This window comes from Streptomyces zhihengii (assembly GCF_016919245.1).
In the GTDB taxonomy this organism is placed as follows: Bacteria; Actinomycetota; Actinomycetes; order Streptomycetales; family Streptomycetaceae; genus Streptomyces; species Streptomyces zhihengii.
Genome location: NZ_JAFEJA010000002.1, coordinates 83,277 through 105,052 on the forward strand (window position 1 = coordinate 83,277; position 21,776 = coordinate 105,052).

The 21,776-nt window shown below is 74.3% G+C and carries 19 protein-coding genes; 14 read left to right on the forward strand and 5 right to left on the reverse strand.

Going from position 1 to position 21,776, the window contains the following annotated elements; translation table 11 throughout:
• The first annotated feature begins 45 nt into the window (after positions 1-45).
• The 4 genes from pheS to JE024_RS28550 all read left to right on the forward strand — a co-directional run bounded on the left by pheS (position 46) and on the right by JE024_RS28550 (position 6,557).
• Positions 46-1,167, forward strand: a complete 1,122-nt coding sequence (gene pheS / locus JE024_RS28535) for a phenylalanine--tRNA ligase subunit alpha (protein ID WP_205376851.1) — start codon at positions 46-48, stop codon at positions 1,165-1,167.
• The gene (pheT, locus tag JE024_RS28540) at positions 1,167-3,680 is read left to right on the forward strand and encodes a phenylalanine--tRNA ligase subunit beta (protein WP_205376852.1); all 2,514 of its coding nucleotides are present in this window, start codon (positions 1,167-1,169) and stop codon (positions 3,678-3,680) included. Before pheS ends, pheT begins: the two co-directional genes overlap by 1 nt.
• A gap of 957 nt (positions 3,681-4,637) precedes the next feature.
• On the forward strand, positions 4,638-5,975 hold the full coding sequence (locus JE024_RS28545; protein WP_205376853.1) for an NsdA family TPR-like regulatory protein: 1,338 nt from the start codon (positions 4,638-4,640) through the stop codon (positions 5,973-5,975).
• A 51-nt stretch (positions 5,976-6,026) separates the two neighbouring features.
• A complete protein-coding gene (locus JE024_RS28550; protein ID WP_205376854.1) occupies positions 6,027-6,557 on the forward strand; it encodes an NUDIX domain-containing protein in 531 nt (176 codons plus the stop codon).
• A gap of 84 nt (positions 6,558-6,641) precedes the next feature.
• On the opposite strand, the gene JE024_RS28555 is transcribed toward JE024_RS28550, so the two are convergent.
• Entirely contained in the window at positions 6,642-7,502 is an 861-nt protein-coding gene (locus tag JE024_RS28555) for a 3-hydroxybutyryl-CoA dehydrogenase (protein ID WP_205376855.1), read from the reverse strand.
• Between the two features lie 172 nt (positions 7,503-7,674).
• Between JE024_RS28555 and JE024_RS28560 the strand changes: the two genes are divergently transcribed.
• Positions 7,675-8,967 (forward strand): glycoside hydrolase family 10-like protein, encoded by a 1,293-nt coding sequence (locus tag JE024_RS28560; protein ID WP_443742870.1) that lies wholly within the window; start codon positions 7,675-7,677, stop codon positions 8,965-8,967.
• A gap of 63 nt (positions 8,968-9,030) precedes the next feature.
• Here JE024_RS28560 and JE024_RS28565 read toward each other — a convergent pair whose 3' ends face one another.
• Positions 9,031-9,225, reverse strand: coding sequence for a DUF1918 domain-containing protein (locus JE024_RS28565; RefSeq protein WP_205376856.1), 195 nt, complete (start codon positions 9,223-9,225; stop codon positions 9,031-9,033).
• 105 nt (positions 9,226-9,330) lie between these two features.
• Positions 9,331-10,227, reverse strand: coding sequence for a DMT family transporter (locus tag JE024_RS28570; RefSeq protein ID WP_205376857.1), 897 nt, complete (start codon positions 10,225-10,227; stop codon positions 9,331-9,333).
• Between JE024_RS28570 and JE024_RS28575 the strand changes: the two genes are divergently transcribed.
• The 8 genes from JE024_RS28575 (at position 10,226) to JE024_RS28610 (ending at position 18,254) form a co-directional block, all read left to right on the forward strand.
• On the forward strand, positions 10,226-11,659 hold the full coding sequence (locus JE024_RS28575; protein ID WP_205376858.1) for an aminotransferase-like domain-containing protein: 1,434 nt from the start codon (positions 10,226-10,228) through the stop codon (positions 11,657-11,659). The genes JE024_RS28570 and JE024_RS28575 overlap by 2 nt on opposite strands.
• 478 nt (positions 11,660-12,137) lie before the next feature.
• A complete protein-coding gene (locus JE024_RS28580; RefSeq protein ID WP_205376859.1) occupies positions 12,138-12,569 on the forward strand; it encodes a GNAT family N-acetyltransferase in 432 nt (143 codons plus the stop codon).
• A gap of 39 nt (positions 12,570-12,608) precedes the next feature.
• Positions 12,609-13,184, forward strand: a complete 576-nt coding sequence (locus tag JE024_RS28585; RefSeq protein ID WP_205376860.1) for a histidine phosphatase family protein — start codon at positions 12,609-12,611, stop codon at positions 13,182-13,184.
• Between the two features lie 239 nt (positions 13,185-13,423).
• Positions 13,424-14,452 carry an N-acetyl-gamma-glutamyl-phosphate reductase gene (argC, locus tag JE024_RS28590; protein WP_205376861.1) on the forward strand — a complete coding sequence of 343 codons (1,029 nt, stop codon included), beginning with the start codon at positions 13,424-13,426 and terminating at the stop codon, positions 14,450-14,452.
• The gene (gene argJ / locus JE024_RS28595; protein WP_205376862.1) at positions 14,449-15,600 is read left to right on the forward strand and encodes a bifunctional glutamate N-acetyltransferase/amino-acid acetyltransferase ArgJ; all 1,152 of its coding nucleotides are present in this window, start codon (positions 14,449-14,451) and stop codon (positions 15,598-15,600) included. Before argC ends, argJ begins: the two co-directional genes overlap by 4 nt.
• Positions 15,597-16,502: an acetylglutamate kinase gene (gene argB, locus JE024_RS28600; protein ID WP_205376863.1), complete on the forward strand. Its 906-nt coding sequence runs from the start codon at positions 15,597-15,599 to the stop codon at positions 16,500-16,502. The genes argJ and argB overlap by 4 nt, the downstream gene beginning before the upstream one ends.
• A complete protein-coding gene (locus tag JE024_RS28605; RefSeq protein ID WP_205376864.1) occupies positions 16,499-17,710 on the forward strand; it encodes an acetylornithine transaminase in 1,212 nt (403 codons plus the stop codon). Before argB ends, JE024_RS28605 begins: the two co-directional genes overlap by 4 nt.
• Positions 17,711-17,717: 7 nt before the next feature.
• A complete protein-coding gene (locus JE024_RS28610; RefSeq protein WP_205376865.1) occupies positions 17,718-18,254 on the forward strand; it encodes an arginine repressor in 537 nt (178 codons plus the stop codon).
• A 48-nt stretch (positions 18,255-18,302) separates the two neighbouring features.
• Here JE024_RS28610 and JE024_RS28615 read toward each other — a convergent pair whose 3' ends face one another.
• Entirely contained in the window at positions 18,303-18,908 is a 606-nt protein-coding gene (locus tag JE024_RS28615) for a pyridoxamine 5'-phosphate oxidase family protein (RefSeq protein ID WP_205376866.1), read from the reverse strand.
• A gap of 59 nt (positions 18,909-18,967) precedes the next feature.
• A complete protein-coding gene (locus JE024_RS41280) occupies positions 18,968-20,350 on the reverse strand; it encodes a hypothetical protein (protein WP_244883249.1) in 1,383 nt (460 codons plus the stop codon).
• Between the two features lie 139 nt (positions 20,351-20,489).
• On the opposite strand from JE024_RS41280, the gene JE024_RS28625 reads away from it, so the two are divergent.
• Positions 20,490-21,683 (forward strand): argininosuccinate synthase, encoded by a 1,194-nt coding sequence (locus JE024_RS28625; RefSeq protein ID WP_205376867.1) that lies wholly within the window; start codon positions 20,490-20,492, stop codon positions 21,681-21,683.
• Positions 21,684-21,776: the final 93 nt, after the last annotated feature.

A 21,776-nucleotide genomic window follows, 5' to 3' on the forward strand; every position in this document is an offset into this window, starting at 1 on the left:
GACGTGCGGGGTCCCCAGCCAGCCCATTCGGAAGTACGGGAAGAGATGTCCGCACCCAATAAGTCGTACGACCCCGTTGAGGTCGAGGCACTGAAACCGGAAGAGATCGAGCGCATGCGGGACGAGGCGCTCGCCGCCTTCGCCGCCGCCGGCTCCCTCGACGCGCTCGCCCACGCGAAGACCGCGCACACCGGTGGCACCTCGCCGCTCTCCCTCGCCAACCGCGAGATCGGCGCCCTGCCGCCGCAGGCCAAGGCCGAGGCCGGCAAGCGCGTGGGCCAGGCCCGCGGCGCCGTCAACAAGGCCCTCGCCGCCCGCCAGGCCGAGCTGGAGGCCGAGCGCGACGCCCGTGTGCTCGTCGAGGAGGCCGTGGACGTCACGCTCTCCCACGACCGCGTCCCGGCCGGTGCCCGCCACCCGCTGACCACCCTCTCCGAGCGCATCGAGGACGTCTTCGTGGCCATGGGCTACGAGGTCGCCGAAGGCCCGCAGGTCGAGGCCGAGTGGTTCAACTTCGACGCGCTCAACATCGGACCGGACCACCCGGCCCGCGGCGAGCACGACACCTTCTTCGTGCAGGACGCCCAGGGCGGTGCCGACTCCGGCGTCGTGCTGCGCACCCACACCTCGCCCGTGCAGATCCGCTCGCTGATCGACCGCGAGCCGCCGGTCTACGTGATCTGCCCCGGCCGCGTCTACCGCACCGACGAGCTGGACGCCACCCACACCCCCGTCTTCCACCAGGTCGAGCTCCTCGCCGTCGACGAGGGCCTGACCATGGCCGACCTCAAGGGCACCCTCGACCACATGGTCCAGGCGCTGTTCGGCGAGGGCATGAAGACCCGGCTGCGGCCGAACTTCTTCCCGTTCACCGAGCCGTCCGCCGAGATGGACATGGTCTGCTACGTCTGCCGCGGCGAGTCCGTCGGCAACCCGGACCGGCCCTGCCGCACCTGCTCCAGCGAGGGCTGGATCGAGCTCGGCGGCTGCGGCATGGTCAACCCCAAGGTGCTGGTCGCCTGTGGTGTGGACCCCCAGAAGTACAGCGGATTCGCCTTCGGGTTCGGCATCGAGCGGATGCTGATGTTCCGCCACAACGTCGACGACATGCGAGACATGGTCGAGGGTGACATCCGGTTCACCCGGCCGTTCGGGATGGAGATCTGATGCGCGTCCCGCTTTCCTGGCTGCGGGAGTACGTCGACCTGCCGGCGACGGAGACCGGCCGCGACGTCCAGGCCAGGCTCATCGCCGCCGGGCTCGAGGTCGAGACCGTCGAGCAGCTCGGCGCCGGCCTCAAGGGCCCCCTCGTCGTCGGCCAGGTGCTGACCATCGAGGAGCTGGAGGGCTTCAAGAAGCCCATCCGCTTCTGCACCGTCGACGTCGGCGCGGCCAACGGCACCGGCGAGCCGCAGGAGATCGTCTGCGGCGCCCGCAACTTCGCCGTCGGCGACAAGGTCGTCGTGGTGCTGCCCGGCGCCGTGCTCCCCGGCGACTTCGCGATCGCCGCGCGCAAGACGTACGGCAAGACCTCCCACGGCATGATCTGCTCGGGCGACGAGCTGGGCATGGGCGACGACGGCAGCGGCGGCATCATCGTGCTCCCGCCGGAGCACGAGGCCGGCACCGACGCGATCGAGCTGCTGGAACTCGTCGACGAGGTCCTCGACATCGCCGTCACGCCCGACCGCGGCTACGCGCTGTCGATGCGCGGCGTCGCCCGCGAGGCGGCCACCGCCTACGGGCTGCCGCTGCGCGACCCGGCGCTGCTCGACGTCCCCGCGCCCAACGCGCACGGCTACGCCGTCAAGGTCACCGACCCCGTCGGCTGCGACAGCTTCACCGCGCGCACCGTCGTCGGCCTGGAGCCCGAGGCGCGCTCGCCGATCTGGCTGCGGCGCAGGCTGCAGAAGGCCGGCATGCGGCCGATCTCGCTCGCCGTGGACATCACCAACTACGTGATGCTCGAACTCGGCCAGCCGCTGCACGCCTACGACCGCGGCCGTCTCGACGGGCCGATCGGCGTCCGCCGCGCCGAGCAGGGCGAGAAGCTCACCACCCTCGACGGCGCCAAGCGGGTCCTCGACGCCGAGGACCTCGTCATCACCGACGACCGCGGCCCCATCGGCCTCGCGGGCGTCATGGGCGGAGCCGACACCGAGATCGCCGACCACGACGACACCGCCGGTGCCACCACCGAGGTCGTCATCGAGGCCGCGCACTTCGACCCCGTCGCCATCGCCCGCACCGCGCGCCGGCACCGGCTCTCCTCCGAGGCGTCCAAGCGCTTCGAGCGGGGTGTCGACCCGCAGGCCGCGGCCGCCGCGGCGCAGCGCACCGTCGACCTGCTGGTGCTGCTCGCCGGCGGCACCGCCGAGGCGGGCGTCACCCAGATCACCGCCCCGCGCGCGCCGCGCACCGTCGCGATGCCCGCGGACCACCCGGACCGGGTGGCGGGCGTGGCCTACGGCCGCGAGATCGTCGTCCGCCGCCTCCAGGAGGTCGGCTGCGACGTCCAGGGCCAGGACGACCTCGTCGTCACCGTCCCGTCGTGGCGGCCCGACCTCGCGGCGCCGAACGACCTCGCCGAAGAGGTCATCCGGCTGGAGGGCTACGAGAACCTGCCCTCCACGCTGCCCACCCCGCCGTCCGGCCGCGGGCTCACCGCGCGCCAGCGGCTGCACCGCCGGGTCGGCCGCGCGCTGGCCGGCGCCGGGTACGTCGAGGCGCTGAACTACCCCTTCATCGGGGAGCAGGTGCTCGACCAGCTCGGCCTCGACGCGGACGACGCGCGCCGCAGGACGGTCAAGCTCGCCAACCCGATCTCCGACGAGGAGCCGGCGCTGCGCACCACGCTGCTGCCCGGGCTGCTCGGCGCCCTGCGCCGCAACGACGGCCGCGGCAGCCACGACCTGGCGCTCTTCGAGACCGGTCTGGTCTTCCGGCCGACCGGTGAGGAGCGGCCCGCGGTCACCCTGCCCGTGGACCGCCGTCCCACGGACGCGGAGATCGCCGAACTGAACGCCTCGCTGCCGCCGCAGCCGCGCCGCGTCGCCGTCGTCCTGGCCGGCGCCCGCGAGCTCGACGGCTGGTGGGGCAAGGGCCGGCCGGCCGACTGGGCGGACGCCGTCGAGGCCGCGCGGGTCGTCGCCCGCGAGGCCGGCGTCGAGCTCGACGTGCGGGCCGATCAGCACGCGCCCTGGCACCCGGGACGCTGCGCCGCGCTGTACGCCCGCGCGAACGGCGAGGAGATCCTCCTCGGCCACGCGGGCGAACTGCACCCGCGCGTCGTCAAGGCGCTGCACCTGCCGGAGCGCACCTGCGCGATGGAGCTGGAGCTCGACCGCCTGGAGCGGGCGGCGGACGGCGCCCTGCAGGCGCCGCGGATCTCCACCTTCCCGGTGGCGACCCAGGACGTCGCGCTGGTCGTCGCCGACGACGTCCCGGCCGCCGAGGTCGAGACCGCGCTGCGCGAGGGGGCGGGTGAACTGCTGGAGTCCCTGCGGCTGTTCGACGTCTTCACCGGTGAGCAGATCGGTGAGGGCCGCAAGTCCCTCGCCTACGCCCTGCGCTTCCGCGCACCGGACCGCACGCTGACCGTCGACGAGGCGTCGGCCGCGCGGGACGCGGCGGTGGCGCTGGCGGCGGAGCGCACCGGAGCGGTCCTCCGCGGCGCCTGAACCCAGCCCGCTGTGCCGCCGAAGGCGCGCCCGGTCCTCACGACCGGGCGCGCCTTCGGCGTCTGCGGGGCCTGCCGGCCCGTCCGGCGGCGTGTGGGGGTGCCGCGCGGAGCGGTACGGGTGCGGGTGGTGTTCTGTGCGGTGCGGGTGGTGTGCGTTGCTTGTGCGGGGGCTCGGCTTCCTGTGCGGTGGGGTTGTTCCTTTCAGCCCGTCCGGCGTTTGAGGACGCCGCGCGGAGCGCGGTTCCGGTCCGCGTGGTGTGCGTTGCTTGTGCGGGGGCTCGGCTCCTGTGCGGTGGGGTTGTTCCTTTCAGCCCGTCCGGCGTTTGAGGACGCCGCGCGGAGCGCGGTACCGGTCCGCGCGGTGTGCGTCGCTCGTGCGGGGCTCGGCTTCCCGTGCGGTGCGCTGCCCGTGTGCGCGGCGCCTTCGCGGGGGCGCTGCCCCCGAGCCCCCGCGCCTCAATCGCCGGCGGGGCTGGGATTCGCCGTCTGTCCGGCGGGTGTGGACACCGCCGCCGGGGTGCGCGGGCCCCCGCGCCTCGATCGCCGGCGGGGCTGGGTTCCGCCGGGGCGCGCGTGCCCCGCGCCTTCATCGCACGCCGGGGCTGGGATTCGCCGGCAGCGCGGGGAAGCGCCCCGGTGACCGGCACCCCCCGAGGAGTGCCCGTCACCGGGGCGGGCCGGTGGCCGCGGCCCTGCGGCGGCCGGCCGGGGCGCCGCCCGTCCTGCCGCGGAGTGTCGGGCAGATCCGGCAGGGCGGGCGGCGCGGGGAGGGGCCGCCGTACTGTACGAGGGGGAGCCGGCGGCCCGGACGCCTCGAGAAGGAGGCAGTTCAGTCAAGCGGCGCCGGCCGTCCACCGGGAGCGTGCGCAAGCAGGGGAAAAGCGCACTTGTTTCACACCCCGTGCGAATCGTCCTCTACTACGCTGAGGCGACCGAAGCACCCCGGAGGGGGCCCATGGAGCCCAACACCCTGCTCGACGCGCTGCTCGACGAAGCGGGCATCTCCCACGCCGGCCTCGCGGCCCGGGTCAACCGGGCGGGCCGGGCGCGCGGACTGTCCCTGCGGTACGAACACACCGCCGTGGCCCGCTGGTTGAAGGGGCAGCGCCCGCGCGGCCAGGTGCCCGACCTGATCTGCGAGGTCTTCGCGGACCGGCTGCGGCGGCCCGTGACGCTGGGGGACGTCGGGCTCGGCGCCGGGGGTCCGGGCGCGGCGCCCAGTTCGTCGCTGTCGGGCTTCGTGGACCGGGCGAGCGCGCTGTGGCGGTCCGACGAGCAGCAGCGGCCGCACGTCGCCGGCGTGCCCGCCGTCACCGGGACGCCCGCGGTGATGCCCGTCTGGGAGTGGGAGAACCCTCCCGAGGACTCCGACGTGTCCCGGGACGGTGCCGCCCGGGTCCGCATGGCCGACATCGAGATGCTCCGCGCCGCCCGCGCGCACTACGAGCTGATGTACCGCAGGACGGGCGGCATCGCCACGCGCGCCCGGGTGGTCGGCTTCCTGAACGCCGAGGCCGCCCCGCTGCTGCGCGGTTCCTACGGCGACGCCCTCGGGCGCCAGCTCCACCGCGCCACCGGCGCGCTGGTCGCGGTCGCGGGGATCTGCGCGTACGACTCCGACGCGCAGGGACTGGCCCAGCGCTACTTCCACCAGGCGCTGCGCCTGGCGAAGGCCAGCGGCGACCGGGGTCTCGGCGCCTACGTGGTCGCGCTGCTGGTCAACCAGTCGCTGTTCATGTCGGAGCACCGGCAGGCGGTGGCCTTCGCGGAGGCCGCGCTGCGGTCGGCGGGGCGGCGCATCACGCCCGCGCTGGCGGCCGATCTGTACGCGATGCAGGCCAAGGCGTACGCGCACCTCGGCGACGGGGCGGGCGCCCTGGCGTGCATCCGCAGCGCGGAGGCGGAGGCGGGGCGGATCCGGCCGGGTCACGAGCCCGACGAGACCGGCTATGTGCAGCCGGGGCTGGTCGACGTGCAGGTGGCGGAGGCGCTGCTGAGCCTCGGTGACCTCCCGGCGGCCCGGCAGCACGCCACCGCGGCCGTGGGCACTCCGGCGCACGACCGGGGCCGGGTGCACCGGCTCGCCATGCTCACCCAGATCGAGCTGCGGCAGGGCGAGGCGGACCGCGCGGCGCGGACGGCGACGGAGATGGTGGACACCGCCCGGGGCATGGAGTCGCGCCGGCTGCGGGACCGGCTGCGGGCGGTGCGCGAGCATCTCGCGACGAGCGGCTGCGCCGACGCGCGGAGCGCGGTCGCCCTGATCGACGGGGCTCTGCGCGTTCCCCTCTGAGCCCGCTCCTGCTGCGATGTCGTCACCTACTTGTCGGAAGGTGGCAGAAACGTGCAGTGGACGAACTTAAGCGAACAAACCGTGTACGAGAATCCGTGGTTCCGGGTCAACCTCGCGGATGTCGCGCTCCCGGACGGCCGGCACCTGGACCACTTCCTCATCCGGCTGCGTCCCGTGGCCGTCGCGACCGCCGTCAACGAGGCCAATGAGGTCCTGATGCTCTGGCGGCACCGGTTCATCACCGACAGCTGGGGGTGGGAACTCGCGGCCGGCGTGGTCGAGGACGGCGAGGAGATCGCCGCCGCGGCGGCGCGGGAGATGGAGGAGGAGACCGGCTGGCGTCCCGGCCCCCTGCGGCACCTGCTCACCGTCGAACCGTCCAACGGCCTCAGCGACGCCCGGCACCACCTCTACTGGACCGACGAGGCGACCCGCGTCGGTCACCCGCAGGACGACTTCGAGTCCTCGCGCCGCGAGTGGGTGCCCCTCAAGCTGGTGCCCGACATGATCGCCCGCGGCGAGGTCCCGGCCGCCAACATGGCGGCCGGGCTGCTGATGCTGCACCACATGCGCCTGGGCTGACGCACCGGGCGCCTGCCCGGCGGCCGGCCGGGCAGGCGCGCCGCGGCCGGGGCCCGACGGGGGCCAGGGACGGGCGGGAGCCCGTCAGGAGTAGACGTAGAAGCCGGAGCCCGTCTTGCGGCCGAGCCGGCCCGCGTCCACCATCCGCTGGAGCAGCGGGGGAGCGGCGTACAGCGGCTCCTTGAACTCCGCGTACATCGAGTCCGCCACCGAGGCCACGGTGTCCAGTCCGATCAGGTCGGACAGCTTCAGCGGACCCATCGGGTGGGCGCAGCCCATCTCCATGCCGTTGTCGATGTCCTCACGGCTGGCGATCCCCGACTCGAACATCCGGATCGCCGAGAGCAGATACGGGATGAGCAGGGCGTTCACCACGAAGCCGGAGCGGTCCTGGGCGCGGATGGGGTGCTTGTCCAGCACCTGGAGCACCACCGCCTCGGCGCGCTTGATCGTCTCCTCCGACGTGGTCAGCGCGGGGATGAGTTCCACGAGCTTCTGCACGGGCGCCGGGTTGAAGAAGTGGATGCCGATGACCTGGTCCGGGCGGGAGGTCGCGACGGCCAGCTTCACCAGCGGGATGGAGGAGGTGTTGGAGGCGAGGATGGCGTCCGGCCGGGTCACCACCTGGTCGAGCACCTGGAAGATCTCGGTCTTGACCTGCTCGTTCTCGACGACGGCCTCGATGACGAGGTCGCGGTCGGCGAACTCCCCGAGGTCGGTGGTGAAGGAGAGCCGGGCCAGGGTGGCGTCCCGCTCCTCCTCGGTGATCTTGCCGCGCTCGGCCGCCTTGGTCAGCGAGTTGTGCAGCCGGGTGCGGCCGATCTCCAGGGCCTCGCCCGTGGTCTCGGCCACCATGACCTCGAGGCCGCTGCGGGCGCACACCTCGGCGATGCCGGCGCCCATCTGGCCGCAGCCCACCACTCCGACGCGTGCAATGTCGGCCATTGACTCCGTCACCTCATGCCTTTCGATGGTCTTCGCCCGGTGGGTCCCCCGTATGGTTCCGGCGCCCACCGACCCCCCGACGTTACTCCGGATGTGTGGGTGGCCGGGCATCCGGGGCGGGCATGCTCTGCGGGTACGGCTGACGACGTCGACGGCGACGAAGGTGGGAACCTTGGCACGGATCGGGAGAAGAGGATTTGTCGTGACGGCCGCGGGGGCGCTGGCGGCCATGACCGCCGGCGGCGACGCGGCGGCCTCGGCGGGGCAGCCCGCGCGGGGATCCGGACGGCGGGGGAGAGCGGTGCGCGAGTTCCGCGGCATGTGGCTGGCGAGCGTCGACAACCGGGACTGGCCCTCGGCACGCGGACTGTCCGCGGCCCGCCAGCGCGCCGAGCTGCGCGCGCATCTGGACACCGCGGTGGAGCGCCGGCTGAACACGGTGATCTTCCAGGTCCGCCCCGCCGCCGACGCGCTCTGGCCCTCACCCCACGAACCGTGGAGCGAGTACCTCACCGGCACCCAGGGCCGCGACCCCGGCTGGGACCCGCTCGGCACCGCCGTGCGCGAGGCCCACGCGCGGGGCCTCCACCTGCACGCCTGGTTCAACCCGTACCGGGTGGCCATCCACGACGACCCCTCCCGGCTGGTGTCCTCGCACCCGGCCCGCCGCCACCCCGAATGGGTCGTCCCCTACGGCGGCAAGCTCTACTACAACCCCGGCCTGCCCGAGGTGCGGGCCTTCGTCCAGGACGCGATGACGGACGCGGTGCGCCGCTACGACATCGACGGCGTCCACTTCGACGACTACTTCTACCCCTACCCGGTGGCCGGGCAGACCTTCGACGACGACGACGCCTGGGCCGCCCACGGCTCCGGCCACAGCGACCGGGCGGCCTGGCGGCGGGCCAACATCGATCTGCTGGTGCGCGAGATGCGGGAGCGGATCCGGGCCGTCAAGAAGGACGTGCCGTTCGGCATCAGTCCGTTCGGGGTGTGGCGCAACGCCGCCACCGACCCGCTCGGCTCGGACACCCGGGCCGGCGTCCAGACCTACGACGACCTCCACGCCGACGTGCGCACCTGGGTGCGCGAGGGCTGGATCGACTACGTGATCCCGCAGGTCTACTGGAACATGGGCTTCGCCGCCGCCGACTACGAGAAGCTGGTGCCCTGGTGGGCCCGGGTGGCCGCGGGCACGGGCGTCGACCTGTACATCGGGGAGGCGCTCTACAAGGCCGGGGCCGAGGGCCAGCCCGCCCCGTGGCAGGACCCGGCCGAGCTGTCGCGCCACCTCGCCTTCGCCGACCGGTACGCGGAGGTCGGCGGGCACTGCTTCTTCTCGGCGCGCGAGGTCACGGCCGACCCGCTGGGCGCGATGAGCCGGGTGGTCGCCGACCACTACCCGGCCCGGGCCCGCGCGCCCCGCCCTGCGGGCGGACGGCCCCATGCGCCGGACACGGCCTAGAAGCGCCACCGCTCGGGGGCCGGGCCCGGCGCGCAGACGGCGCGCCGGGCCCGGCCCACGGCCTCAGGCGTTCTCGGTGTGGTGCCGGACTGTGCAGTCGGGGCCCGGGGACAGGACGGCCTCGTGCCCGTCGTCGAAACGGACGCGGAACGGAGGATTTCCCTCCTGTCCCAGCACCTCGAGGACTTCGGCGACCTTGTCGTGCTGTCCCACGGTCCTCCCGTGCACCAGCAGCGTGTCGCCCACGTTCGCTTGCATCCGAAGGAGACCTCCTCGAAGCGGTGGTCCGTCTGGGTGGTCGTTTCGAGTCTACGGCGGGGGGTGCCCACCGCATCTCTGGCACGTCGCCGCAGGTCAGCGGCTTCAGGCGCGGGCGCGCTGAGTGATGGCGATGCACACCAGGACCGCGACGGCGGCCAGCGGGGCGGCCGGGGTGAGGTGCTCCCCGAGCAGGGCCACCGACCAGACCAGGGTCAGCAGCGGCTGGGCGAGCTGGAGCTGGCTCGCCCGGGCGATGCCGATCTCGGCCATGCCCCGGTACCAGACGTAGAGCCCGAAGAACTGCGACCCGGCCGCGACCCACAGCAGCCCGGCCACCCCCTTCGCCGTCAGGTGCACCGGCTCGACGGCCAGGGCGACGGCGGAGGCCGCGGCGCACAGGGGCAGGCACATGATCAGCGCCCAGCCGACGACCTGCCAGCCCGGCATCACGCCTGCCAGCCGCCCGCCCTCCGTGTAGCCCGCCGCGCACACCAGCAGGGCGCCGAAGAGGTAGAGGTCGCCCGTGTGCAGCGCCCCGCCGCTCTGCTGCACGGTGAACCCGATCACCACCGCGGCCCCCGCGAGCGCGGCGGCCCAGAACGCCCGCGACGGGCGGCGGCCGGTGCGGACGGCCGCGAAGACGGCCGTCGTCAGCGGCAGCAGGCCCACCACCACGGCCGCGTGCGAGGAGGTGGAGGTCTGGAGGGCCAGGGTCGTCAGCAGCGGGAAGCCGAGTACGACGCCCCCGCCGACGACGGCGAGCCCGGCCCAGTGCCGGCGCTCGGGGACGGGGACGCGCAGCGCCAGCAGGAAGGAGCCCGCGAGGAGCGCGGCGAGCACACCGCGCACGCCGACCAGCGTCCACGGCCCGAAGCCGTCCATGCCCCAGACCGTGGCCGGGAAGGTGAGCGAGAAGGCGACCACGCCCAGCGCGGCGAGTACGGTGCCGCTGCCGACCGCTATCGTCCTGGGGCGGGTAGCGCTATCCTGTGCTGTCATGCACGAGAGTAGCAGCGTGACGGAGCTGGCGAATTCCCTGCGGCGTGACCTCGACCGCTACTCACCGGGAGGAAAGCTGCCGTCGAGCCGGGCCCTCGTCGAGCGCTACCGGGTCTCCCCGGTCACCGTCTCCCGCGCGCTCGCCCGGCTGGTCGCCGAGGGGCTCGTCGTCACCCGTCCCGGATCCGGCGCCTTCCGCGCCGAGGCCGTCGCCGCCCCGCCCGCGGGCGACACCTCCTGGCAGGAGGTCACGCTCAGCGCCGACGCCGCCGCCGAGGTGGTGCCGCGCGCCGTCGACGCCGCGGGCGTCCTCGTCACCCTGGCCGCCCCGCCGCCCGGGGTCGTCGAGTTCAACGGCGGCTACCTCCACCCCTCGCTCCAGCCCGAACGTGCCATGGCGGACGCCCTCGCCCGCGCGGGCCGCCGCCCCGGCGCCTGGACCCGCCCGCCCACCGACGGACTGCCCGAGCTGCGCGAATGGTTCGCCCGGGGCGCCAGCGCGACCACGGGCCCCGCCGACGTCCTGGTCACCGCCGGCGGGCAGGCCGCGCTCACCACCGCGCTGCGCGCGCTGGCACCGCCCGGGGCGCCGGTCCTCGTCGAGTCGCCGACCTATCCGGGCATGCTCGCCATCGCCCGCGCGGCCGGCCTGCGGCCGGTGCCCGTCCCGGTGGACGCCGACGGGGTGCGCCCCGAGCTGCTGGCGGCCGCCTTCCGCGCCAGCGGGGCACGGGTCTTCGTCTGCCAGCCGCTGTTCCAGAACCCGACCGGCGCCGTGCTCGACCCCGGCCGCCGGCCCGAGGTGCTGCGCATCGCCCGCGAGGCGGGCGCGTTCGTCGTCGAGGACGACTTCGCCCGCCGCCTCGTCCACGACGACGCCGGGGCGCTGCCCGGACCGCTTGCCGCGGACGACCACGACGGGGTCGTCGTCCACGTCAGCTCGCTCACCAAGGTCACCTCGCCGAGTCTGCGCGTCGGAATGCTTGCCGCGCGCGGCCCGGTGCTCGAACGGCTGCGGGCCATCCACGTCGTGGACACCTTCTTCGTGCCCAGGCCGCTCCAGGAGGCTGCGCTCGAACTCGTCGGCTCGCCCGCCTGGAACCGGCATCTGCGCGCCGTCTCCGCCGAACTGCGCACCCGCCGGGGGGTGATGGCCGCCGCCGTCCGGACGCATCTGCCCCACCTCGCGCTGGCCCACATCCCCTCCGGCGGCTACCACCTGTGGCTGCGCCTGCCCGACCACCTGGACGAGTCCGCCCTGGTCGCCGCCGCCCTGAGGGCCGGCGTCGCGGTCGCCCCGGGCCGCCCGTACTTCAGCGCCGAACCGCCCGCCGGCCACATCCGCCTCAGCTTCGCGGGGGTGGCGGGGGCCGCCGAGATCACCGAGGGCGTACGGCGCCTGCGCGACGCCTGCGCGGAACTCCCGTACTGACGCACCCGCCGGGCGTCCCGCGCCCGGCCTCCGGCCGCCGCTGCGCCGGCCCGCGCCCGGCCCCGCATCGGGCCGCCGCGGCATCCGAACCGGGCCCGGAGCCCGGCCGTCGGACGCGGCCCTGCTCGTGCGGCCCTGATGCACGCGGCCGGTCCGGGCCGCCGCGGCCCTCGAACCAGCCGTCCCGCGCCCGGCGTCCGGCCGCCGCGGCCCCCGAACAGGGCCGGGCCGGTCGGGGCCCGCGCCCCGGTTCCCGGGTCCGGCGGACGTGGGCGGATTGCCGTCGTGGTGGCGCCGCCGCGGCCTGGCGTCCCGCGCTCGGCGGACGCGGGACGCTCGTGGGGCCCTGGTGCCAGCCGGCGGTCCCGGTCACACCGTGCCCGCCTCCTCCCGGGTGACCGGCGCGGCCCCCCGCTCCCGCGCCCGCACGCCCGAATCCCCTGTGACAGCCGTCCGGCTGCCGTGCCACCCTCGCGGGATGAGCGAGACGACCCACGGCAGGTACACCCTCTCCACCGACCCGGACCGGCTGGATCCGGCGCGGGTCCACCACTGGCTGTCCACCGATGCCTACTGGGCGCTGGGCCGCAGCCGGGCCAAGCAGGACGCCGCCATCGCCGGCTCGCTCAACTTCGGCGCCTACGACACACGGACCGGCGAGATGGCCGCCTACGCCCGCGCCATCACCGACCACGCGACCTTCGCCTGGCTCTGCGACGTCTACGTGGACCGTCCCGCCCGGGGCGAAGGGCTGGGCACCGCGCTGGTCGCCGCGGTCCGCGACCACTTCGCGCCGCTCGGACTGCGCCGGATCCTGCTCGCCACCGAGGACGCCCACGGCGTCTACGAGAAGCTCGGCTTCCGGCCGCTCGACACCCCCGGAAACTGGCTGGTACTGCCCCTCGGGTGACCCCTTGACCCCGGGGGCGTTCGCCAGCACCATCACGCCATGAGTGTCCGGGTCACCATGGTCGCCGCCGCGCGCAGTTCCTCGCTGCTCACCGAGCGGTTCGACGACGACCGGCCGCTGGACCAGGCGGGGTGGCACGAGGTCCAGCTTGCCGCGCACGCCCTGATCCCGCTGAGCGCGGCCGAGCTGCGCTACTGCTCGCCGACCGCCCGCAGCCGGGCCACCGGGGAGGCGCTGGGCTTCGCCCCGCTCGCCCAGCCGGCGCTGCGCGACTGCGACATGGGGCGCTGGCGCGGCTGGACGCTGTCCGAGATCACCGCGCGGGAACCGGCCGCGGTCGACGCCTGGCTCTCCGACCCGCGCAGCGCCCCGCACGGCGGGGAGCCGCTGCTCGCCTTCATCTCGCGGATAGGGAACTGGCTGGACACCCGGCCCGCCGACGACGGCGGCTCGATCGTCGCGGTGGCCGAACCGGCGGTCGTCCGGGCGGCGTTCGTCTACGCGCTGCGGGCCCATCCGGCCATGTACTGGCACGTCGACGTCCGCCCGCTCTCCACGGTCACCCTCACCGGCCGGCCCGGCCGCTGGCACCTGTGCCTGGAGGCGGCGGCCTGAGCGGCCCCACGCACCGCACTGGCCCCACGCACCGCACCGGCCCCACGCACCGCACCTGACCCACGCGCCCCGCCCGACCCAGGCACCGTACGCGCCCCGCGCACGCCGCCCGACCTGCGCACGCCGCCCGACCCGCCCTCGCGCCGCCCCCTCGTGGGCGGCGACCCCGGAGCCCCCCGCCCGTCATTGCATAAAACTACGCCACTGCGTATAGTCATGCCATCGACGAGGAGGGTTCGATGACGGTACGAGCAGCAGTGGCCGGTGCGAGCGGGTACGCGGGCGGGGAAGTCCTGCGCCTGCTCCTGAACCACCCCGAGGTCGAGATCGGCGCCCTCACCGGGAACTCCAACGCGGGGCAGCCGCTCGGCGCGCTCCAGCCGCATCTGCTGCCGCTGGCCGGGAGGGTGCTGGAGGCGACCACCGCCGAGGTGCTGGCCGGGCACGACGTCGTCTTCCTCGCGCTGCCGCACGGCCAGTCCGCCGCGGTCGCCGAGCAGCTCGGCGAGGACGTCCTCGTCGTCGACATGGGCGCCGACTTCCGGCTGGCGTCCGCGTCCGACTGGGAGGCCTTCTACGGTTCCCCGCACGCCGGCACCTGGCCGTACGGCCTGCCCGAACTGCCGGGCGCCCGCGCCGCGCTGGAGGGGTCCAAGCGCATCGCGGTGCCCGGTTGCTACCCCACGGCCGTCTCGCTCGCGCTGTTCCCCGCGTACGCGGCACGGCTCGCCGAGCCCGAGGCCGTGATCACCGCCGCCACCGGCACCTCCGGCGCGGGCAAGGCGCTCAAGCCGCATCTGCTCGGATCCGAGGTCATGGGCTCCATGAGCCCCTACGGCGTCGGCGGCGGCCACCGCCACACCCCCGAGATGATCCAGAACCTCAGCGCCGTCGCGGGGGAGGTGGTCACCGTCTCGTTCACGCCGACGCTCGCCCCCATGTCCCGCGGCATCCTCGCCACCTGCTCCGCCAAGGCGCGGCCCGGCACCACCGCGGCCGGCGTACGGGAGGCGTACGAGAAGGCCCTGGCGGACGAGGAGTTCGTCCACCTGCTCCCCGAGGGCCGGTGGCCCGCCACGGCCTCCGTCCACGGCTCGAACGCGGTCCAGATCCAGGTGGCCCACGACGAGGCCGCCGGCCGGATCATCGCCATCAGCGCCATCGACAACCTCACCAAGGGCACCGCGGGCGGCGCGGTGCAGAGCATGAACATCGCCCTCGGGCTCGCCGAGAGCACGGGTCTTTCCACGATTGGAGTTGCGCCGTGAGCGTGACCGCAGCGAAGGGATTCACGGCGGCGGGCATCGCCGCCGGGATCAAGGAGAACGGCAACCCGGACCTGGCCCTCGTGGTCAACCGCGGTCCGCGCCGCGCCGCCGCGGGAGTGTTCACCTCCAACCGCGTCAAGGCCGCGCCCGTCCTGTGGACCGAGCAGGTCCTCAGGGGCGGCGAGGTCACCGCCGTGCTGCTCAACTCCGGCGGCGCCAACGCCTGCACGGGCCCCAAGGGCTTCCAGGACACCCACGCCTCGGCCGAGAAGGCGGCCGAGGTGCTCGGCCACAGCGCCGGCGAGGTCGCCGTCGCGTCGACCGGGCTGATCGGCGTCCTGCTCCCCATGGACAAGCTGCTGCCCGGCATCGAGCAGGCCGCCGCCCAGCTCTCCGAGCACGGCGGTGAGAAGGCCGCCATCGCCATCAAGACCACCGACACCGTGCACAAGACCGCCGTCGCCCAGGGCGAGGGCTGGACCGTCGGCGGGATGGCCAAGGGCGCGGGCATGCTCGCCCCCGGGCTCGCCACCATGCTCGTCGTCCTCACCACCGACGCCGACCTGGAGGCCGCCGCCCTCGACCGGGCGCTGCGGGCCGCGACCCGCACCACCTTCGACCGCGTCGACTCCGACGGCTGCATGTCCACCAACGACACGGTGCTGCTGCTGGCCTCCGGCGCCAGTGGCGTCACCCCCGGCGAGGCCGCCTTCGCCGAGGCCGTCCGGACCGTCTGCGACGACCTCGCCCGGCAGCTCATCGGCGACGCCGAGGGCGCCTCCAAGGACATCCGCATCGAGGTCGTCGGCGCGGCCACCGAGGACGACGCCGTCGAGGTGGGGCGCTCCATCGCCCGCAACAACCTCCTCAAGTGCGCCATCCACGGCGAGGACCCCAACTGGGGCCGGGTGCTGTCCGCGATCGGCACCACCGCCGCCGCCTTCGAGCCGGACCAGCTCAACGTCGCCATCAACGGCGTCTGGGTCTGCAAGAACGGCTCCGTCGGCGAGGACCGCGAGCTGGTCGACATGCGCTTCCGGGAGGTCAGGATCACCGCCGACCTCGCCGCCGGCGCGGAGTCCGCCGTCATCTGGGCCAACGACCTCACCGCGGACTACGTCCACGAGAACAGCGCGTACAGCTCATGACCGGCGCCACGCGGAAGCACACCGCGCTCCCCAAGGCGCAGATCCTCATCGAGGCCCTGCCCTGGCTCACCCGCCACCACGGCAGGACGGTCGTCATCAAGTTCGGCGGCAACGCCATGGTCGACGAGGACCTGAAGGCCGCCTTCGCCCAGGACGTCGTCTTCCTGCGGCACGCCGGCCTCAAGCCGGTCGTGGTCCACGGCGGCGGCCCGCAGATCTCCGCGGCCCTCGACCGGCACGGACTGGTCAGCGAGTTCCGGGCCGGGCTGCGGGTCACCACGCCCGAGGCCATGGACGTCGTCCGCATGGTGCTGGCCGGACAGGTCCAGCGCGAACTGGTCGGGCTGCTCAACCAGCACGGCCCGCTCGCCGTCGGCCTCACCGGCGAGGACGCCCACACCATCACCGCCACCCGGCACCAGCCGCGGATCGACGGCGAACTGGTCGACATCGGCCGGGTCGGCGAGATCACCGCGATCGACACCGGCGCCATCGAGGCGCTGCTCGCCGACGGCCGGATCCCGGTCGTCTCCTCGATCGCACGCTCACAGGACGACGGACATGTCTACAACGTCAATGCTGATACGGCGGCTGCGGCACTCGCTGCTGCGCTGGGCGCCGAGACGCTGATGGTCCTCACCGACGTGGAGGGCCTCTACGAGGACTGGCCCCACAGCGACGAGGTCATCAGCCGCCTCACCGCCACCCAGCTGGAGAAGCTGCTGCCGGACCTCTCCAGCGGCATGGTGCCCAAGATGGAGGGCTGCCTCCACGCCGTCCGCAACGGCGTCACCACCGCCCGCGTGATCGACGGGCGGGTGCAGCACTCGATCCTGCTGGAGATCTTCACCGACGAGGGAATCGGCACCATGGTGGTGCCGGACGGACAGGGGGAACAGTGACCGCCGACCAGGACCGGCCCGCGCTCGGCGCACGCTGGCAGGGCGTGATGACCGACAACTACGGCACGCCGGGTCTTTCGCTCGTCCGCGGCCGGGGCACCACCGTCTGGGACGAGGACGGCCGGGCGTACACCGACTTCGTCGGCGGCATCGCCGTCAACGCGCTCGGGCACGCCCACCCCGCGGTCGTCGAGGCCGTCTCGCGTCAGATCGCCTCCCTCGGCCACGTCTCCAACCTGTACGTGGCGGAACCGCCGGTGGCGCTCGCCGAGCGCCTGATCCAGCTCTTCGGCCGGCCCGGCCGGGTCTACTTCTCCAACTCGGGCGCGGAGGCCAACGAGGCCGCGTTCAAGATCGGACGGCTGACCGGCCGCACGCACATGGTGGCCACCGACGGCGCGTTCCACGGCCGCACCATGGGCGCCCTGGCGCTCACCGGCCAGCAGGGCAAGCGCGAGCCGTTCCTGCCGCTGCCCTCCGACGTGACCCACGTCCCCTTTGGCGACGTCGAGGCCCTGCGGGCGGCCGTCACCGAGGAGACGGCCTTCGTGATCATCGAGCCCATCCAGGGCGAGATCGGCGTCGCCGTGCCGCCGAAGGGATACCTGGAGGCGGCCAGGGAGATCACCCGCGCCACCGGCACCCTCCTCGTCCTCGACGAGGTGCAGACCGGCATCGGCCGCACCGGCACCTGGTTCGAGCACCAGGCACACCAGGGCGTCGAGCCCGACATCGTCACGCTCGCCAAGGGCCTCGGCGGCGGCCTGCCGATCGGCGCCACCGTCGCCTTCGGGCCGGCGGCCGACCTGCTCCGCCCGGGCCACCACGGCACGACGTTCGGCGGCAACCCGGTCGCCTGCGCCGCGGGTCTCGCCGTCATCGACACCCTCGCCGCGGACGGCGCCCTCGACCGCGTCAAGCGGATCGGCGAGAAGCTCCGGGACGGCGTCGAGGCGCTGGGCCACCCCTGGGTGTCCCACGTCCGCGGCAGCGGGCTGCTGCTGGGTATCGTGCTCACCGGACCGCACGCACAGCAGGTGCGCCAGGCGGCCCAGGGTGCCGGCTTCCTGGTGAACGCCCCCGCTCCCGACGTCATCCGGCTGATGCCGGCCCTGATCATCGGCGACGAGGAGGCGGACGCGTTCCTCCGGGCGCTGCCCGGCATCCTCGCCACCGCCGGCGACGGGGAAGGACGATCCGGGGAATGAGACGACGATGACCGAGGCGCAGGACACCGAGCACGGCGGGCCCGCCGTGCCGCAGACCCGTACGGCCCGCCACCGCCGGATCGTGGACATCCTCAACCGGCAGCCGGTGCGCTCGCAGAGCCAGTTGGCGAAGCTGCTCGCGGACAACGGGCTGAGCGTCACCCAGGCGACGCTCTCCCGGGACCTCGACGAGCTCGGTGCGGTCAAGATCCGCAACACCGGCGGCGAGCTGATCTACGCGGTCCCCAGCGAGGGCGGCTTCCGCACCCCGCAGGCCCCGCTGGGGGAGTCGGCCAAGGAGGAGCGCATGCGGCGCCTCTCCGGCGAACTCCTGATCTCCGCCGAGGCATCGGCGAACCTCGTCGTCCTGCGCACCCCGCCCGGCGCGGCCCAGTTCCTCGCCTCGGCCATCGACCAGGCCGAACTCCGGGACATCCTCGGCACGATCGCGGGGGACGACACACTGATGCTCATCAGCCGTGACCCGGCGGGCGGCCAGGCCCTCGCCGACCACCTGCTGCGCCTCGCCCAGAACGACCGCTGACGTCCCCGGTCCGCCGCCGCCCGCCACGGGCGGCGGCGGACCGGGTGCTCAGGCCGTGCCGAGCGGGTCGTCGGCGCGGGCCGGCAGGGGGAGGGGGAGGGCGGGCAGCCCGTCCAGGCTCACGCCCACGTGGTCCTTCTTCGCGCAGTACGCCGCGAACTCGGCGTCCGACTTCCGCCCGAAGTGCTCCGCGTGCTGGGTGCGCTCCTCCCGGTAGTCCAGGTACGGCACGGCGAACCCGCAGGCGTCGCTGACCCGCACCGCGCGGACGACGACGATCGCGCGGGCCGCCGGCCCGTCCACCTCGGCGAAGTGCCCGATCCACTCGGCCCACCGCGGGTCGTCCCGGAAGACCGCCTCGCCCTTGCCGTGCACCCGCAGCACCTTCGGCGGCCCCGAGAAGGCGCACCACATCAGCGTGATCCGCCCGTTGCCCTCCTCGCGCACATGCGCGAGCGTCTCGGCGCCGCTGCCGCCGAAGTCCAGATAGGCCAGCGTCATCGCGTCCACGACGACGAGCGTCCCGCTGCGCCCCTTGGGCGAGAGGTTGACGTGCCCGTCGCCGTCGAGCGGCGCGGTCGCCGTGAAGAAGACCGGCTGCGCCTCGATGAACGCCCGGAGCCGGTCGTCGATGTGTTCATAGACTTTCCCCATGGGCTGATTCTCTCCTCCCGCCCCCGGCCCGGTCCGTCGCCGCCGGCGCCGGCGCCGTCTCAGCCCGGCAGCCCGACCCGCCGCCGTGTCGACGCCATCACGTAGTCGCTGAACAAGTGGGCGCACGCGTCGAGCAGTTCGCCGACCTCCGCGTTCCGTTGCGGCACCTCGTGGACCCATCGCCGCAACTGCACCGCGGACTCGGCGTTGCCCCGCAGGCCCGGGTCCTCGTCCGCCAGCAGCGCGACCGCGGCCCGGAGCTGGTCGAGACCGCCCCGGGCCCGCAGCAGCCGGAACGCCGCCCGGCGGACGGGCGTGGGCCGGTCCGGTGCGAGCCGCCGCGCCAGCTCTCCGGCGGGCAGGGCGGCCGCGTGCGGCAGCAGGGCCCCCGTCGCCTCGCGCACCACCGCGGGCGACGGGTCGTCGAGCAGCGGCAGCACCAGCGCGGGCGGCGCGCACTCCAGCGACCGCAGCCCGGCGACGGCCCGGGCGCGCACCGCTGCCGAGGCGTGGGCCAGCAGGGGGCGGAGCAGCGCGGCGTCCTCCCGCCGGCCGCACTCGGCCAGCCCGGCCACCGCCCCGGGGCCGAGGGACGCCGGGTCGGCGCACAGCCGGAGATAGCGGGCGTGCGCGTCGCCGCCGCCCTGTGCGTACGCCCAGCGCGCGCAGGCGCGGACCAGTGCCGACCGGTCGGTGAGCGCCCCGGCCGCCTCCCCGGTGCGTCCGGCGCGGCGCAGTGCCGTCACCCCCGCGGCGCGGACCATCGGCGCCCGGGCCCCGAGCAGGGTGTCGACGGCGGCGTCGTCCGCCCCGTCGGCCGCCATCGAGGCGAGGGCTGCCTCCGACCACAGTCGGCACACGACGGGGTCGGACTCGGACGCGGCCCGCCGGGCGAGCTCCCGCGCGCCCGGCCGCCGTCCGGCCACCACCACGCGCGCGGCCAGCCGCCGGGTGGCCGTGTCGCGGGTGCCGTCCAGCAGGGCGGCCGCCAGGTCGGGGCGGGCCTCGCAGGCGGCGGTGACGAGGCCGAGCGCCCACGCGCCCTCCGCGCGCCGGCCGGTGCGCAGCACCAGCGGGGTGAGCGTGCGCAGCGCGTCGCCCGGCTCGGCGCGCAGGCGCTCCGCCAGCAGGGCGCGGGCGCGCAGCCGTACCGGCTCCGCCCAGTCCGCGCAGCGGATCACGGCGAGCTGCCAGAAGGCGGGTGTGCGGGGCCCGTGGGCGAGGGCCGCCTCGCGGGTGCGGCCGTCGGGGTGGCAGAGCGCCGCCTCGGGCAGCGAGGCCGCGCGGGACGCGCCGCTCAGGGGGCCCCGGCGGAGGCGGTCGCGGATCTCCTCGTCGAAGGCGGTCCAGCAGGCCGGGTCGCCGGACGGGAGCACCGGGGCGGCGCCGCCGTCCAGCAGCAGCCGTGCCGCCGCCCGTCCTGTCTCCGCGTGCCCGCTCATCCGTGCCCCCTCGCTGTCGACGGTCGGAGCCTAGATGTCATCCCACACCCCTGACCAGCGAGTTTCCCGCTCGATTGACAAAACATACGGAGGACCGCATAGTTATACCCATCAGCGTTTGCGCCGTAAGGAGAAACCCGTGACCGAGCGCGTCGTACTCGCCTACTCGGGCGGCCTGGACACCTCCGTCGCCATCGGCTGGATCGCCGAGGAGACGGGCGCCGAGGTCATCGCCGTCGCCGTGGACGTCGGCCAGGGCGGCGAGGACCTGGACGTCATCCGCAAGCGCGCCATCGCCTGCGGTGCCGTCGAGGCCGAGGTCGCCGACGCGAAGGACGAGTTCGCCGAGGAGTACTGCCTCCCCGCGATCAAGGCCAACGCCCTCTACATGGACCGGTACCCGCTGGTCTCCGCGCTGTCGCGGCCCACGATCGTCAAGCACCTCGTCGCCGCCGCCAAGAAGCACGGCGCCACCACCGTCGCCCACGGCTGCACCGGCAAGGGCAACGACCAGGTCCGCTTCGAGGCCGGCATCGTCGCCCTCGCGCCCGAGCTGAAGTGCATCGCCCCGGTCCGTGACTACGCCATGACCCGGGACAAGGCGATCGCCTTCTGCGAGGAGAAGCAGCTCCCGATCGCCACCTCCAAGAAGTCCCCGTACTCGATCGACCAGAACGTCTTCGGCCGTGCCGTCGAGACCGGCTTCCTCGAGGACATCTGGAACGCGCCGATCGAGGACATCTACGAGTACACCTCTAACCCGGCCGAGCAGCGCGAGGCCGACGAGGTCGTCATCTCCTTCGAGGCGGGCGTCCCGGTCGCCATCGACGGCAGGCCCGTCACCGTGCTCCAGGCGATCCAGCAGCTCAACGAGCGGGCCGGCGCCCAGGGCATCGGCCGGATCGACATGGTCGAGGACCGGCTGGTCGGCATCAAGTCCCGTGAGGTCTACGAGGCCCCCGGCGCCATCGCGCTGATCACCGCCCACCAGGAGCTGGAGAACGTCACCGTCGAGCGGGAACTCGCCCGCTACAAGCGGCAGGTCGAGCAGCGCTGGGGCGAGCTGGTCTACGACGGCCTGTGGTTCTCCCCGCTCAAGCGCGCCCTGGAGGGCTTCATCGACGAGGCCAACCAGCACGTCTCCGGCGACATCCGGATGACCCTGCACGGCGGCCGTGCCGTCGTCACCGGCCGGAAGTCCGACGAGTCGCTGTACGACTTCAACCTCGCCACCTACGACTCGGGCGACACCTTCGACCAGTCGAAGGCCCAGGGCTTCATCGAGATCTTCGGCCTGTCCCAGAAGATCGCCGCCAAGCGCGACCTGGCCTGATGCCGCACGGGGCCGCCGGGCGCGACCCCGCGTGACCCGCAGACGTTGTACAGACCGCCTCCCCGCTCCGTCCCGGCACGGGGAGGCGGTGGC